The sequence below is a fragment of the Pseudomonas sp. Pseusp15 genome, from assembly GCF_059492165.1.
In genome coordinates this window covers 1,600,695-1,614,345 of sequence record NZ_CP168523.1, presented here as the reverse complement: position 1 = coordinate 1,614,345, position 13,651 = coordinate 1,600,695, and the positions used below count along the sequence as shown (strand labels likewise).

Annotated in this window: 14 protein-coding genes and 1 pseudogene; 6 read left to right on the top strand and 9 right to left on the bottom strand. The window is 58.8% G+C overall.

Translation table 11 applies throughout. The annotated features are described in order from the left end of the window. Nucleotides 1-121 precede the first annotated feature (121 nt). A complete protein-coding gene (locus ACEN8R_RS07355) occupies nt 122-283 on the top strand; it encodes a DUF2986 domain-containing protein (RefSeq protein WP_018930247.1) in 162 nt (53 codons plus the stop codon). 135 nt (nt 284-418) lie between these two features. On the opposite strand, the gene ACEN8R_RS07350 is transcribed toward ACEN8R_RS07355, so the two are convergent. The 3 genes and pseudogenes from ACEN8R_RS07350 to ACEN8R_RS07340 all read right to left on the bottom strand — a co-directional run bounded on the left by ACEN8R_RS07350 (nt 419) and on the right by ACEN8R_RS07340 (nt 3,796). Further along, complete coding sequence (locus tag ACEN8R_RS07350) at nt 419-1,468, bottom strand: alpha/beta hydrolase family protein (protein WP_018930246.1); 1,050 nt, start codon at nt 1,466-1,468, stop codon at nt 419-421. A gap of 235 nt (nt 1,469-1,703) precedes the next feature. Beyond that, nucleotides 1,704-1,874 (bottom strand): annotated as a pseudogene (locus ACEN8R_RS07345) (LysR family transcriptional regulator); the annotation flags it as partial. 20 nt (nt 1,875-1,894) lie between these two features. Beyond that, nucleotides 1,895-3,796: a potassium transporter Kup gene (locus ACEN8R_RS07340; RefSeq protein WP_050563969.1), complete on the bottom strand. Its 1,902-nt coding sequence runs from the start codon at nt 3,794-3,796 to the stop codon at nt 1,895-1,897. Between the two features lie 517 nt (nt 3,797-4,313). Between ACEN8R_RS07340 and ACEN8R_RS07335 the strand changes: the two genes are divergently transcribed. After that, nucleotides 4,314-5,660: a PAS domain-containing HWE histidine kinase family protein gene (locus tag ACEN8R_RS07335; RefSeq protein ID WP_018930244.1), complete on the top strand. Its 1,347-nt coding sequence runs from the start codon at nt 4,314-4,316 to the stop codon at nt 5,658-5,660. Nucleotides 5,661-5,695: 35 nt separating this feature from the next. On the opposite strand, the gene ACEN8R_RS07330 is transcribed toward ACEN8R_RS07335, so the two are convergent. Further along, nucleotides 5,696-6,316 (bottom strand): cell wall hydrolase, encoded by a 621-nt coding sequence (locus ACEN8R_RS07330; RefSeq protein WP_018930243.1) that lies wholly within the window; start codon nt 6,314-6,316, stop codon nt 5,696-5,698. 181 nt (nt 6,317-6,497) lie between these two features. Here ACEN8R_RS07330 and ACEN8R_RS07325 point away from each other — a divergent pair, with 181 nt between their 5' ends. Next, nucleotides 6,498-7,349, top strand: coding sequence for a CAP domain-containing protein (locus ACEN8R_RS07325; protein WP_258612278.1), 852 nt, complete (start codon nt 6,498-6,500; stop codon nt 7,347-7,349). A 43-nt stretch (nt 7,350-7,392) separates the two neighbouring features. Here the strand turns inward: ACEN8R_RS07325 and ACEN8R_RS07320 are convergent, their stop codons facing one another. The 5 genes from ACEN8R_RS07320 to ACEN8R_RS07300 all read right to left on the bottom strand — a co-directional run bounded on the left by ACEN8R_RS07320 (nt 7,393) and on the right by ACEN8R_RS07300 (nt 10,279). Beyond that, nucleotides 7,393-7,797: a YfeK family protein gene (locus ACEN8R_RS07320; protein ID WP_018930241.1), complete on the bottom strand. Its 405-nt coding sequence runs from the start codon at nt 7,795-7,797 to the stop codon at nt 7,393-7,395. Between the two features lie 58 nt (nt 7,798-7,855). Beyond that, a complete protein-coding gene (locus ACEN8R_RS07315) occupies nt 7,856-8,080 on the bottom strand; it encodes a hypothetical protein (RefSeq protein ID WP_081626573.1) in 225 nt (74 codons plus the stop codon). 123 nt (nt 8,081-8,203) lie between these two features. Continuing rightward, on the bottom strand, nt 8,204-8,440 hold the full coding sequence (locus ACEN8R_RS07310; RefSeq protein WP_007942075.1) for a hypothetical protein: 237 nt from the start codon (nt 8,438-8,440) through the stop codon (nt 8,204-8,206). Between the two features lie 61 nt (nt 8,441-8,501). Further along, nucleotides 8,502-9,290, bottom strand: a complete 789-nt coding sequence (locus ACEN8R_RS07305) for a DeoR/GlpR family DNA-binding transcription regulator (RefSeq protein WP_018930239.1) — start codon at nt 9,288-9,290, stop codon at nt 8,502-8,504. Between the two features lie 95 nt (nt 9,291-9,385). Then, a complete protein-coding gene (locus ACEN8R_RS07300; RefSeq protein WP_026286736.1) occupies nt 9,386-10,279 on the bottom strand; it encodes a LysR family transcriptional regulator in 894 nt (297 codons plus the stop codon). An 86-nt stretch (nt 10,280-10,365) separates the two neighbouring features. Here ACEN8R_RS07300 and ACEN8R_RS07295 point away from each other — a divergent pair, with 86 nt between their 5' ends. From ACEN8R_RS07295 to ACEN8R_RS07285, 3 genes are all read left to right on the top strand, one after another. Beyond that, nucleotides 10,366-11,160: an NAD(P)H-dependent oxidoreductase gene (locus ACEN8R_RS07295; RefSeq protein ID WP_495624703.1), complete on the top strand. Its 795-nt coding sequence runs from the start codon at nt 10,366-10,368 to the stop codon at nt 11,158-11,160. 686 nt (nt 11,161-11,846) lie between these two features. Next, nucleotides 11,847-13,157, top strand: coding sequence for a flavin-containing monooxygenase (locus ACEN8R_RS07290; RefSeq protein WP_018930236.1), 1,311 nt, complete (start codon nt 11,847-11,849; stop codon nt 13,155-13,157). A gap of 24 nt (nt 13,158-13,181) precedes the next feature. Beyond that, nucleotides 13,182-13,598 (top strand): RidA family protein, encoded by a 417-nt coding sequence (locus tag ACEN8R_RS07285; RefSeq protein WP_018930235.1) that lies wholly within the window; start codon nt 13,182-13,184, stop codon nt 13,596-13,598. Nucleotides 13,599-13,651 lie beyond the last annotated feature (53 nt).

The window sequence follows — 13,651 nt, the reverse complement described above, 5'->3', positions numbered from 1 at the left end:
AGTTCCCGCCGCAACCGCCACTGCAGACGGAGTGGAATTCGCAGGCCGCCGCACCGGTATCAATTTTTACCTGAAATTTTAAGCTGGTATCATTCAAGCACTGACAAACCGAGCAGAAAATATGAATCGTCGTAAAAAAATAAATCAGTTATTAAAGGCTAACGCCAAAAAGGCCAGCGCCAAACTGGCACCGAAAAGCAAGACTAAATACATTAGTAAAGCTGACCGATTGAAGCTGGCGGCTGAAGCCGGTCAGGACTCAATCACTTGCGCTGAGAGCTGATCTACCTAGCCTTCGCAACCGACCGCTTCCGCCCCAGAGCCCACTTCCCTGCCCAACCGATCTGACAGATCGCGCGGACGCCAAAACTGCTACAGCGGTTTTTTGTTGAGCTGCAGCAGTTCCCGCACCACGAGTTTACAAACTTGCTTCTTTGTAGGATGACTGAAGAAACTCTGCTATCAGCGATGTGATCTGCTGCTGAATCACCCCACGTGAGCGACCGCCGTCGCCATCCAGGCAAATGATGCCATCGCCTGGTACATCGTCTTCGAGCAGTTTCTGCGCGCCAGGTTTGCACATCGACAAGAAGCTGAAATGGCTTGCGTCGCTGATTTCGACGTAACGGCTTGTCGCCGCAGGCAAGCGTTTGGCCAGGTTGGCAGACTCCAACTCAGCAGGAAGCTCGCGCGACGGTACACCGGCAGCGATCACCAGCGTTGGTACCGGCAGCGCCGCCAGGCTTTCATCGGTCAGGCCCCGTGAAAGGCCCAGGTCCAATGTGACCACAGCAGAGACGCGTTTATCGCGCAAATCGGCGGCCAACGCGGCCTTTGATTTTGAGGTGCTTGCAGGGTTTATCGTTTCGTAGACGGTGCAACTCGCTAACTGCGGGTGAGCTTTGCAGTCAAGGGCGAAGCGGTCTGGATCGAAACGAGCGCCGGCTATCTCCAGGGCGGTCCAGCCGCCGAGTGAATGGCCCACTACTGCAATTCGGTCATTGGCGACCAAGCCGAATTTTTCTGGTTGAGTCGTGACCGCATCTATGGCTCGGCGTAAATCAACCGGGCGCTGCCATAACTGCGCCGCAGCTTGAGGGCTACGGTCATGAGTGGTGGTGCCAGGGTGATTGATTGCGGCGACGATGTACCCCCTATGAGCCAGAGCACTGGCAAGCCAGATCTGGTTGCTCCAGTTCCCCCTGTATCCGTGGGAGAGCACCAACAAGGGATGCTTGCCAGCAGCGGGCGGCGCGTTACGAACGGCAGAAGCACCGACAAACACCACATCATCGCCGATCAATTGCGTGGCGGCGGTAGTCGCACTGGGGTACCAAACGACCATCTCCAGTGAGCGGTCACTGTGCGGGTCCGCCAGTGTGGAAGATTGGAAGCCGACAGGGTTCTCGTCAGCGAGTGCGAGAGTAGTCAGGCAGATCAACAACAGGGCGCCAAAAGCTATTTTCAATGTCGTTTCTTCCTTGATTGGACAAGTGCACAGCAACCTGAATCCGCCGTCAGGCGCATCCACCTTCGTACGGAGTCGAAGCTAACGTGGCTGCATAGTGAGCACGGACATTAAAGCCCACAATCGAATCCACGGGCATAAATTTCATCGTTAACTCTGTTCGCGGTCTTTTAGAGAGAAGGCTGAACGTCCGCTTTCCCGCGGGTCTTGCCTAGTGAAAGGCAGTCACCACCCACTAAGCATCCTGCAATTTCTCACGCAGAAACTCGATGAACCGTTGGGTTTTCGCCGGTAACAGTCGCGTCTCGGTGAGGGCATAAACCGAGACGGGCGAAGCCTGCCACAGCGGCAACACTCTGCGCAGCGTGCCATCGGCGAGGTCTACCTGTGGGAGCAGCGCACCGCCGCTCCCACAGGGATGAGTCGCTACATCTCAACCTGCGTACCCAGCTCAATCACACGATTGAGCGGCAAATTGAAGTATTTGAGGTTGCTGTTGGCGTTCTTCAGCAAGAACGCGAACAGGGTCTCGCGCCAACGGGCCATGCCGATACGCTTGGTCGGGACGACCGTCTCGCGGCTGAGGAAATAGGTGGTGCGCATCGGGCTGAAATCCAGCTCTTTCAAATGACACAGGCTCAACGCCAGCGGCACATCGGGCTCCTCTATAAAGCCGAAGTGCAGACTGACCCGGAAGAACCCTTCGCCAAAAGACTCGATCTCGAACCGCTGATCCGCAGGCACACGCGGGCGGTCTTCAGACACCACGGTGAGCAACACCACCTGCTCGTGCAGCACCTGGTTGTGCAACAGGTTGTGCAACAGCGCATGGGGAACTGCATCGGATCTGGCCGTCAGAAATACCGCCGTACCCTGCACACGATGGGGTGGTTGCGCGCGAATGCTGCTGATGAACAACGGCAGCGGCAGAGCGGTTTCGTCCAGTCGCTCGACAATGATCTTGCGGCCGCGCTTCCAGGTGGTCATCAAAATGAACAGGGCAATACCGGCGATTACCGGGAACGCACCACCCTGGAAGATCTTCGATATGTTGGCGGCGAAGTACAGACTGTCGACCACGAGAAAACCCAATAGCATCGGAATCGCCAGCCAGCGCGGTGTTTTCCACAGCAGCAGGACCACGGCCGAGGACAGGATGGTCGTGATCAACATGGTCCCCGTCACCGCCACGCCATACGCCGCTGCCAGCGCACTGGACGACTCGAAGCCGATGACCAGCAACACGACGCCGACCATCAGCGCCCAGTTCACGAGGCCGATGTAAATCTGCCCCTGCTCCTGACTGGAGGTGTGCTGGATAAACATACGCGGCACGTAACCCAGCTGAATAGCCTGGCGAGTCAGTGAGAACGCCCCGGAAATAACCGCCTGGGAGGCGATGATGGTGGCCAGTGTCGACAGCGCGACCATCGGCAGCAGCGCCCAGTCGGGTGCCAATAGATAGAATGGGTTGCGTACCGCTTCCGGGTTCCCGAGGATCAACGCCCCCTGGCCAAAGTAATTGAGCACCAGGCCAGGCAGCACCAGCATGAACCAGGCACGGGCAATCGGTTTGCGACCGAAATGGCCCATGTCGGCATACAGCGCTTCAGCACCGGTCAATGCCAATACCACGGCGCCCAGAATGGCGATGCCAATGCCCGGATGAACCACGAAGAATCGCACCGCCCAAGCAGGATTGAGCGCTTGCAGCACTTCCGGGCGTTGCAGAATGCCGAATGTACCGAGAATGCCCAACACCACGAACCACAGCACCATGACCGGGCCGAACAGGATGCCGATACGCGCCGTGCCATGTTTCTGGATCAGGAACAGTGCTACCAGAACGATAACGGACAGCGGAACGACCCAGTGCCCGATGCCCTCGAACGCAAGTTGCAGACCTTCAACCGCGGAGAGCACCGAAATGGCCGGGGTGATCATACTGTCCCCGTAAAACAGTGCCGCGCCAAACAGCCCGAGCAACACCAGGTTCCGGCTCATTTTCGGATAAGGCGCCGAGGCCCGGCGTGCCAGTGCCGTCAAGGCCATGATGCCGCCCTCGCCCTGGTTGTTGGCGCGCAGTATAAACAGCACGTACTTGATCGAGACGACCCAGATCAGCGACCAGAAAATCAACGACAGAATGCCCAGTACACCGTCCTGATTGGCCTGGACACCATAGTGGCCGGCGAACACTTCCTTGAGGGTGTAAAGCGGGCTGGTACCAATGTCCCCATAAACCACGCCGACCGCGGCGACGAGCAAGCCCACTCCTGATGTTTTGGCGTGGGAGTTTTCATGGGCGGGGATCGCTGTTTCGCTCACGGGTAGCTTCTCTGAGATTGAAGGAAATAAATGGCATGCCACCTTCGAGCAAGAGGGTTTGCGGGGCTACCGGGCAAACATTGGAACTCAGCCTTGAAACCCCACGGCTTGATAATGAGATTAGTCCATGGGTGTCATGCCGTTCGTTCAAGCGACCTGGAGAGTTTGCAGGCCTGTCGACGATCAAAAAAACGCGGCAAGTATCCTCGCAAGGGAAAACACCTACCGTAAAGAAAGCGTAAAAATGTACGGGCAGCAGCGAGCGAATTTCGATCAAGCTTCTTGTGCGCGACCAAAAATAGTCCTTAATTAGAGGCAAGGTTCTTTCCGGGACCTCGCCACATCGCTATATCCTGTGTTTCAACCCGAATCACCTGAATCGAGTGCCAAGGCACCACCAGCATGGAGTTTGCGAATGAGCCAAGGGCCTGTCCATGAGGACGACACCGCTATTGGACCTACCTGTACACCCTCAGAAGGTAGCGAGCAAACCTCCCCGTCCCTTCATGACCTGGGGTTGAGCGATGTCCTTGAGGCACTGCCCGAGGCCATCTACACCACCGATGCCAAGGGTCTGATCACCTTTTACAACCGTGCAGCGGTGGCACTGTGGGGAGTGACCCCGACGCTTGGGGAGAGCACCTTTTGCGGCTCCTGGAAGCTCTATTGGCCTGACGGCACGCCGCTGCCCCACGATGAATGCCCCATGTCCATGGCATTGAAGGAACAACGTCCTGTCAGAGGGATTGAAGCCATCGCCGAGCGTCCGGATGGCACACGCGTTCGTTTTCTGGCGTGCCCCTCGCCGATCTTCGATGCAGAAGGCAGCCTGATAGGCGCCGTTAACATGCTGATCGATCTGACTGACCAGACCGTCGCCGACAAAGCCGCGCTGATCCATGACGCGCTGGTCGAATCGTCCGCCGACGCGATCATCGCCAAAGACCTGAACGGCACGATTACCAACTGGAACGCTGGCGCCCAGCGACTCTTCGGTTACACGGCCGAGGAAGCGGTCGGCCAACCCATTGATATGCTCATCCCCCTGGATCGGCGGGATGAGGAACCCGGCATTTTGGCGCGCATCCGTCGAGGCGAGCGCATCGAACACTATGAAACCCTCCGGCGGCGCAAAGACGGCAGCCTGGTCGAGATCTCTCTCGCCGTCTCCCCCATCAGAAATCGGCAAGGCCGTATTGTCGGAGCGGCCAAAATCGCTCGCGATATCACCGAGCGACGACAGGCGGAAGAACAAAAGAGCCTGCTCATCAGAGAGATGGATCACCGGGTGAAAAACCTGTTCACCCTGGCGAACAGCGTGGTCTCACTGAGCGCCCGTTCGGCAACGACCCCCGGTGAACTCGCCTCCGCCGTTTGCGCACGGCTGAACGCATTGGCGCGAGCCCATACCCTGACCATACCGCACGGTTTGAGTAACGAGCAGCCAACGACATTGCATGCCCTCATTCAAACCATTCTCGCGCCTTATGCCGATAGCGGGGATACCAGCCAGTCACGCGCCGTCGTGACCGGCCCTGACATAACGATTGACGGTGCATCAGTCACCAGCTTCGCTCTGCTGTTGCATGAGTTCGCAACCAACGCCGCGAAATATGGGGCGCTCTCTTTGCCTGAAGGGCTTTTGGATATTGCCTGTAGCGAGAGTGAGGAGGTATTCACCGTGGTCTGGAGCGAAAGGAATGGCCCGCTCATTGACCGGGAACCCGACAGCACCGGGTTCGGCACCCTTCTCGCCAAAGCGACCGTGCATGGCCAGCTTCACGGCGAAATCCGCCGTGACTGGAAGCGCGAGGGGCTGACCATCACCGTGGCGTTTCCCACCCGTAGCATAAGCGGCCAGTAGAGGGTTGGCTCCAGGTGGTGCGAAGCGATTCGCACCTACTTTGCCGTCCCGCCACCAGGTTTATAGAACAGAAACTTCCGGGTCTCGCCCGTCTTGATGTACTGCTTCGCCCAGTCGGGTTTCACCGTTCTGTCGTGGAAATACAAGGCACCGTGGGTGCGGTCCGTCAGTTGCTTGTTGAGTGCCTTGCGCGCGATCTCCTTGGCGATGGCATATGCGTCGTCTTCCTTTACCTGATCCGCACGCCCGTCGCACCACCAGGAAAACTGGCAGGCATGCTTTTCGGAACCTTGCTTGACCACAGCGCACACCGTATCCGGAAAACCTTCGTGACCCAGCCGATTCATGACCACGCTGGCGACGCCTTCCATGTCGGCAGCAGTTACCCCTTTGGCTTCCCAGTAGATACTGCGTGCAAGGCACGTAATGGCATCCTCCAGCGGCGCCGTGCCCGCCGGATCGACCGCCTGCGCTTCGGAGGGGGTGATGACCTCGGATTTGGGCACCGGAGCTTCGTTACCCTTCTCTGCCGCTTTCTGCTCCAGGACCTGTGCCTTGTCTTCAGCCACTTCCTTTTTTTGCTCCTGATCAGTCGCCCACACCTGGCCGCACAGAAGGATGATTGCGAAGCAGGTGGCTACCCCTTTAAATCGCATGTTCCGATCCTTCTGATTGAAACCGATGTGAACAACGACACGATCGCAGACCTGAGTTGATTGTAGTCGCCGGAATTCATGCCAACAGGCAGGCAGTAAACTGCATTTGGGCGCGAAAAGGCATTGCATAAGGAGGGGTGACATCGCGCATCATGGCAGGGTCCATTCCAGGGAGATTTTCATGCGCAGCCTGTCATCCGTTTTGCATCTTGGCGTGTTGTCATTCGGGTTGGTGTTCAGCGTCATCGCGTCGGCGGCCGATGAACAACAGCTGGTAGAGTCGATCAACGTTTACCGCAGCCAGGTACAGCGCTGTGCCGGACAGGCGTCTTCGGAGTTACCACCGCTGGCCAGCGATCCGCGCCTGGTGCTGTCCGCCAACAGCATCGGCGACCTGCAGCAGGCACTGGCCCGCGCGGCGTACCCGATGGTTAATGTGCAGGCGATCAGCTTGTCCGGCCCACGTGATGCGCCCGCCGCGATGAAGGCGATTCAGGAGAGCTTCTGCCGGGTGGTGCTGGACCCGCAATTTGTCGATATAGGCGTCAGCCGGGAGGGCCGCGAGTGGCGCATCGTGCTGGCGCGCCCGCTGTTGACGGGGCGCTTGGGCGACTGGCAGGCGGAGGGACAGAAACTCCTTGAAGCGATGAACAGCGCCCGCACGCAAGCGCGCCAGTGCGGTACCCAATCCTTCGCCGCCACCACGCCGCTGGTCTGGAACGCCACGCTGGGATCAGCCGCCGAGGGCCATAGCCGGGCCATGGCCAACCAAAACTTTTTCGATCACAAGGACCGCGACGGCCGCACGCCGGGTGATCGGGCTGAACTGGCGGGGTACGCCGGCCAGCAGGTCGGTGAGAACATCGCCGCCGGGCAGGACACAGTGCGCAAGGTGGTCGATGGCTGGCTGGCCAGCCCGGGGCATTGCGCCAACCTGATGAACCCACAATTTCGCGAATTGGGTGCAGCCTATGCGGTGGACCCGAAGAGTGACGCGGGTATTTACTGGACGGCGATGTTTGGCACGCCGTAAAGGCGGCTGCTTGATTGTGCTGCGCTAGCGCATCAAGACACCATCAATGACGTTGCCGCTGCCGCTGCCGCTGTAGCTCGGTCTTCAACCAGAGGTTGGCCGGTTGTATGCCTGCCGGACAGCGCACTTCATAGGCGCGGCCACTCATGCTGCTTTGGGTGGCCGCCAGCTCAATAAAGTCTTCGGCGCTGTTCACCCTGTCCTGTTCTTCAAGGTACTCCAGCTTCTTCTCCAGATGCGCCCGGGCTTGAGGGCCGCCGTATTCGCTTCCGTTGCGCACAAACCGGCATTCACTGTGCTCGACAAAGTCCAGCAAGCTGTTTATTTCCTGAGTGGCTTGAGGTGGGATTTGTGCCTGTGCATTGAACACCACGGCAGTCAGGCCGATACCTGCCGCCGTCAGCCATTGAGTGAGGGGTGCAACAATATGCCCAGTCAGCCTTCGCATGATTATTCCTCAGGAGATCAGAGCGGTGATGGCCGCTCTGGAGCTGGGCGCAGACAGGTCAATCGTCTCGGTCGTCATGGTCGCGGTGCCGACGGCGATCATCACGACGATCGTAATCCCGGTCATACCCACGATCATCACGGTAATAATAGCCACGGTCATGGTCGCGACGGTATTCACGGTGATCCCGATCGTACCTGTCTCCCTCTTCCCAGTAAGGAAAGCAACCTCCCAGCAGGAGAGTACTTGCAATGGCCAGGGTCATTATCGCGGTGCGCTTCATTTTAACGTCCTAAAAGGTCAGAACTACGGGGATGAGGTGACGCTAGCGGCGAATCGATCGCAGTGCGTTCAAACCCATAATTACGACCCTCAAGCCGATCAATGATTCCGTTATCGCCGGGCCTTACAGCGTTCTCTGGCTGTTACCGATGGTTTTGGCTTTTTCGATGGCCCACTCCATCGCCGCTTCCATGTCCAGCAGATGCGGCGAGGGGTGTTTGTCCTCAACGATGGCCGAGCCGTCCGGCCAATAGACCCCCATGAACATCTTCAGCGAACCGTCTCTCAAAATCTCGGCTTTAACCTCAATCGTGCATCCGTTCGACAGCGTTTCTGAGTGGGTTATATGGCGCTCAGTCATAACTGCATTCCTCCCGTCGTTGCTATCAGCGTAACCCATGCGGCGCCGAGCGCGATGACGCTCAGACGCTTACCTGCACCACCTCGATCCCCAGTTTTTGATAATCCTCAAGATTGCCCGAGGCCACGTGACGCTCGGTAATCAGCGTATGCACACGGGCACAAGGCGCAACCACAAAGGGCTCAACCGCCCCCAGTTTGTCCGCGGTGGTTACGGCAATCACGTGGGAGGCGCTGGCGAGCATCGCCTGTTTCACTGGCACCTCGTCGAAATGCAGCGAGCTGAGGCCGACTTCCGGATGAATGGCACAGACCCCGGTGAACACCAAGTCGGCCTTGATGCCCTCGATCAGCCGCAGGGTTTCATGCCCGCTGGAAGACATCGTCGCAGGGTTGAGCTGACCACCGGCGACGATCACCGTGATGCCTTTGTATTCGGCCAAGGTGATCGCAATCATCGGCGACGCGGTGACGGCCGTGATGACAATGTCAGTGGGCAGCGAGCGTGCGATCTGCAGCGTGGTGCTCCCGGAATCGAACATCACGATCTGGCCGTCCTTGACCCGGCGCGCGGCGAGCTGCGCCAACCGGGTTTTCACCTCGTCGGTTTCGCTGACCCGAGTGAAGTAATCCTTGCCCGTGTCCTTGGGACGCGGCAACGCCCCGCCGTGCACCCGCTGCACCAGCCCGGCACTGGCCAGCTCCGACAGGTCCCGGCGAATGGTGTCCTCGGACACGGCGAAATGCTGACTCAGCTCGGAAGCCATGACCTTGCCGTCACGTTCGAGGATCAGCAGGATTTTTTGGCGGCGCAGTTGGGGGAGTTCGGCGGAGGAATGCTCAGCGTGCATGGTTATGCCTGTTTTTGCGTGTTTGTGCGAGATTAGCCAAACACCTCAATGAACACAAGGCGCTCCCACAAGGGATTGTGTTTGATTGATACCCATCACAAGGCACTCACGATGAACTCACGCAACCATTGATGCCCAGGGTCGCGGTGACAGCGCTCGGGCCAGAGCATCGACATCTCGTATCCCGGAACTTCAAGGGGAGGCTCGATCATCGCCAAGGCATGCGTATCGCGAACCAGGCGCGCTGGCAGCATCGCGACCATATCGGTGCTCTCCACCACCGACGGGACAAACAGAAAATGGGGGAGCGAAAGCACCACTCGGCGCGTCATGCCCAGCTGGGAAAGCGCCTGATCGGTGACACCCTGAAAGCCTCCGCCATCCCGGGATACGATGACGTGGTCGAGTTCGCAGAACTGCGCGAGTGTCGGTCGCTTTCTCAACAGCGGATGGCCAGTACGCCCCACCAACACATAGCGTTCGGTAAACAATGCACGACGTCGCAAGCCTGGGGGAGCATCCTCGGTGGTATGAAACGCCAGGTCGATTGCCCCCTGCTCCGCTTGTTTGGCCAATTGTGACGGCATCAGGTCAAGCACCGCCAAACGCGTGCCGGGTGCCGCCGAACGCAGCCCGGCCAACGCGGGCAAGATGATGGTCGACTCGCCGTAGTCCGACGCCATGACATTCCACGTCTGCCGTGCCTCGGCCGGGTTGAAAGGGCTGGCGGGCGACACCGCGCGCTCCAGGGCTTCCAGGGCCTGGCGCAACGGCTCGCGCAACTCATCCGCCCGAGCCGTGGGCCGCATGCCCCGTGGCCCTGGCAGTAACAGCGGATCGTTGAAAATATCCCTCAATTTGGCGAGATGAACGCTCACCGAAGGTTGCGACAGATTCAGACGTTGCGCCGCACGGGTCACGTTGTGTTCCGAGAGCAGGACATCAAGCGTCAGCAGCAGGTTGATGTCCAGACGTCGCAGATTATTCATGACAATACCTGGCATATTGGTTATTCATTTCCAATATACCGGGTAAGGCCTGATTCTGCTGGCTTCTGACAACGGAGACTCAGCCCATGAATGTTCTGCTCGTTTACGCCCATCCCGAACCCAAATCGTTAAACGGTTCGCTCAAGGACTTTGCCGTCAAACGCCTGGAAGCTGCCGGCCACCAGGTACAGGTTTCCGACTTGTATGCGATGGACTGGAAAGCCTCGCTGGACGCCGATGACAGTTTCGGCCGGCCTGCCGACGCACGATTCGATCCGTCGCAAGACTCCAAGCGTGCCTTCAAAGAAGGCCGGCAACGCCAGGACATCGTCCTCGAACAAGAAAAACTGCTCTGGGCCGATACCGTCATCCTGCAGTTTCCGCTGTGGTGGTTCTCGATGCCGGCGATCCTCAAAGGCTGGGTGGAACGCGTCTATGCCTATGGTTTTGCCTACGGCGTAGGGGAGCATTCCGATGCGCGCTGGGGCGACCGTTACGGGGAAGGCACGCTGGCGGGCAAACGGGCGATGCTGGTCGTCACCACGGGTGGCTGGGAATCTCATTACAGCCCACGGGGCATCAACGGGCCGATCGACGATGTGCTATTCCCGATCCAGCATGGCGTACTGTTCTACCCCGGCTTCGACGTGCTGCCACCGTTCGTGATCTATCGGACCAGCCGAATGGATGAGGCGAGATTTTCAGCAACTTGTGAGGCGCTCGGCCAACGGTTGGATGACCTGTGGGAAACCGCGCCGATTGCGTTCCGACCGCAAAATTCAGGGGCGTATGACATTCCGCAACTCACATTGCGTGATGAGATTGCTGCGGATCAGTCGGGCTTTGCGGCTCACGTCAGTCAGGCGGCACATTCGTTGTAGCAGCTTGCGAGGCTGCGTTCGCCGTAGCAGCTGTCGAGCTTGCGAGGCTGCGTTCGGCTGCGCAGCAGTCGTCAAACCAGAACTCGCGGTGTGTCAGGCAGACCGCGTCAGCCGGATTCACGACTGCTTCGCAGCCGAACGCAGCCTCGCAGGCTCGACAGCTGCTACAGCGAACACGAAAAAGCCCGCACAAGGCGGGCTTTAGAAATCGAGTAGGTGGCCAGCGCTGGTCTCTGGCTTACAAGGTTTATCGGGCCTCTCACAGAACAGGATTTTTAGCTTTGGGCTGTTCTGCCTCACACGGCATAAGGGCTGGATCTCAGCGCGGAGATCTTTCTAACCGTGTACCCTTGGGAGCGCGCCCCACGCCTCCTCGCTATCCCTTTGCGCATCAGTCTGCGTCTTCACCTACAACCTCAGAATAGCAAACCATACGAAACCTGGGTCGGGGTTTTTAGACTGATTATTTTCAAGAGAAATGATGGGTAAATGGAAAAATACTAACGCCGCAGGACGGACTTCCGCGCTGCCTCCAACACGCCCGCAATCTTTGCAGGCGCTACATCGGTAATTTGTATTCAAATGCCAGCTTTATAATATTTTACCGATCCAGGGGTGATCCCTAGTCTTGACCCAAGAAATGGCAGGCCACAACCGACCTGATTCCAACTTCGATGGGTATAGAGATGACCACTGAAAAAACAAAAATAGATACGCTGATTGTGGGCGCCGGTCAGGCTGGCGTGGCCATGAGTGAACACCTGAGCAAACTCGGCGTGCCTCACCTCGTACTGGAGCGCAGCCGCATCGCCGAGCGCTGGCGCAGCGGTCGTTGGGATTCGCTGGTGGCCAACGGCCCGGCCTGGCACGATCGGTTTCCGGGCCTTGAGTTCGACGATCTCAGCCCCGACAGCTTTGCCCCGAAAGAACGGGTGGCGGATTATTTCGAAGCCTACGCGAAGAAGTTCAACGCCCCCATCCGCACCGGCGTGGACGTGAAGAAAGTCGAGCGCAATGTCGGTCGTCCAGGCTTCACCATTGAAACCTCCGAAGGCGTGATCGAGGCCAACCGCGTAGTGGCCGCCACCGGACCTTTCCAGCGCCCGGTTATTCCGCCGATCGCGCCGAAAGATCAGCCATTCACCCAGATCCACTCCGCCGAATACCGCAACCCGCAGCAACTGCCAGAGGGCGCTGTGCTGGTGGTGGGCGCCGGCTCGTCCGGGGTGCAGATCGCCGATGAATTACAGAGTGCCGGCAAGCAGGTTTACCTCTCGGTGGGTGCGCACGATCGCCCTCCTCGCGCCTATCGCAACCGTGATTTCTGCTGGTGGCTGGGCGTGCTCGGCGAGTGGGATCAGGCCGCGATGAAACCCGGCCGGGAACACGTGACCATCGCGGTGAGCGGCGCGCATGGTGGCCGTACGGTGGACTTCCGTGGGCTAGCCCATCGCGGAATGACGCTGGTGGGTCTGACCCAATCGTTCAATGGCAGCGTGGCGACGTTCCAGCCCAACCTTGCCGACAACCTGGCACGCGGCGATGAGAACTATCTGGCGCTGCTCAATGCCGCCGACGCCTACGTCGAGCGCAATGGCCTGGACTTGCCGGAGGAACCTGAGGCGCGGCATACCTTCCCGGATCCGGATTGCGTCACCAACCCGATTCTTGAACTCGACCTGGCCAAGGCTGGCGTGACTTCGATCATCTGGGCCACCGGGTTTGCCACGGATTACAGCTGGCTGAAGGTCAACGCGTTCGACGACAACGGCAAGCCGCAGCATCAGCGCGGAGTGTCGAGCGAGCCTGGGGTGTATTTCCTCGGCCTGCCATGGCAATCGCGTCGCGGCTCTTCGTTCATCTGGGGTGTTTGGCACGACGCCAAGTACGTGGCTGATCAGATCGCCATTCAGCGCTCATACCACGACTACCGCGATGCCCTGCAACGCGAAGCTGAAACCGCCCCCGTCGTGCATAAAACCACCGTCAGCGCTTAACGAATAGTTCTTCAGGAGCCTCAGATGTCCACGCCAACCCATACCCGTATTCGCATGTTCAACACCAAGGAAACCTACCCGAACCAGAGCCTGGACAATGACCTGTGCCAGGCCGTGCGGGCCGGCAACACCGTTTATGTTCGCGGCCAGGTCGGCACCGATTTCGAAGGCAACCTGGTGGGCCTCGGCGACCCGCGCGCGCAAACCGAGCAAGCCATGCGCAACGTCAAACAGTTGCTGGAAGAAGCTGGCAGCGACCTTAGCCACATCGTCAAAACCACCACTTACCTGATCGACCCACGTTACCGCGAGCCGGTTTATCGGGAAGTGGGCAAGTGGCTCAAAGGGGTGTTTCCGATTTCCACCGGGTTGGTGGTGTCGGCACTGGGGCAGCCGCAGTGGTTGATGGAGATTGATGTGATTGCGGTGATTCCTGAGTAAGCAGGTAGACCGAGTCGCGGCTTTCGCGAGCAAGCTTCGCTCCTACAGTAGAT

Bases quoted from the DNA above. Each gene is read 5' to 3' on its own strand.
- ACEN8R_RS07320 (WP_018930241.1), bottom strand. From the start codon at position 7,797: ATGCGAAGGCTGACTGGGCATATTGTTGCACCCCTCACTCAATGGCTG.
- ACEN8R_RS07285 (WP_018930235.1), top strand. From the start codon at position 13,182: ATGTCCACGCCAACCCATACCCGTATTCGCATGTTCAACACCAAGGAA.
- ACEN8R_RS07310 (WP_007942075.1), bottom strand. From the start codon at position 8,440: ATGACTGAGCGCCATATAACCCACTCAGAAACGCTGTCGAACGGATGC.
- ACEN8R_RS07315 (WP_081626573.1), bottom strand. From the start codon at position 8,080: ATGAAGCGCACCGCGATAATGACCCTGGCCATTGCAAGTACTCTCCTG.
- ACEN8R_RS07305 (WP_018930239.1), bottom strand. From the start codon at position 9,290: ATGCACGCTGAGCATTCCTCCGCCGAACTCCCCCAACTGCGCCGCCAA.
- ACEN8R_RS07325 (WP_258612278.1), top strand. From the start codon at position 6,498: ATGCGCAGCCTGTCATCCGTTTTGCATCTTGGCGTGTTGTCATTCGGG.
- ACEN8R_RS07290 (WP_018930236.1), top strand. From the start codon at position 11,847: ATGACCACTGAAAAAACAAAAATAGATACGCTGATTGTGGGCGCCGGT.
- ACEN8R_RS07300 (WP_026286736.1), bottom strand. From the start codon at position 10,279: ATGAATAATCTGCGACGTCTGGACATCAACCTGCTGCTGACGCTTGAT.
- ACEN8R_RS07330 (WP_018930243.1), bottom strand. From the start codon at position 6,316: ATGCGATTTAAAGGGGTAGCCACCTGCTTCGCAATCATCCTTCTGTGC.
- ACEN8R_RS07355 (WP_018930247.1), top strand. From the start codon at position 122: ATGAATCGTCGTAAAAAAATAAATCAGTTATTAAAGGCTAACGCCAAA.
- ACEN8R_RS07295 (WP_495624703.1), top strand. From the start codon at position 10,366: ATGAATGTTCTGCTCGTTTACGCCCATCCCGAACCCAAATCGTTAAAC.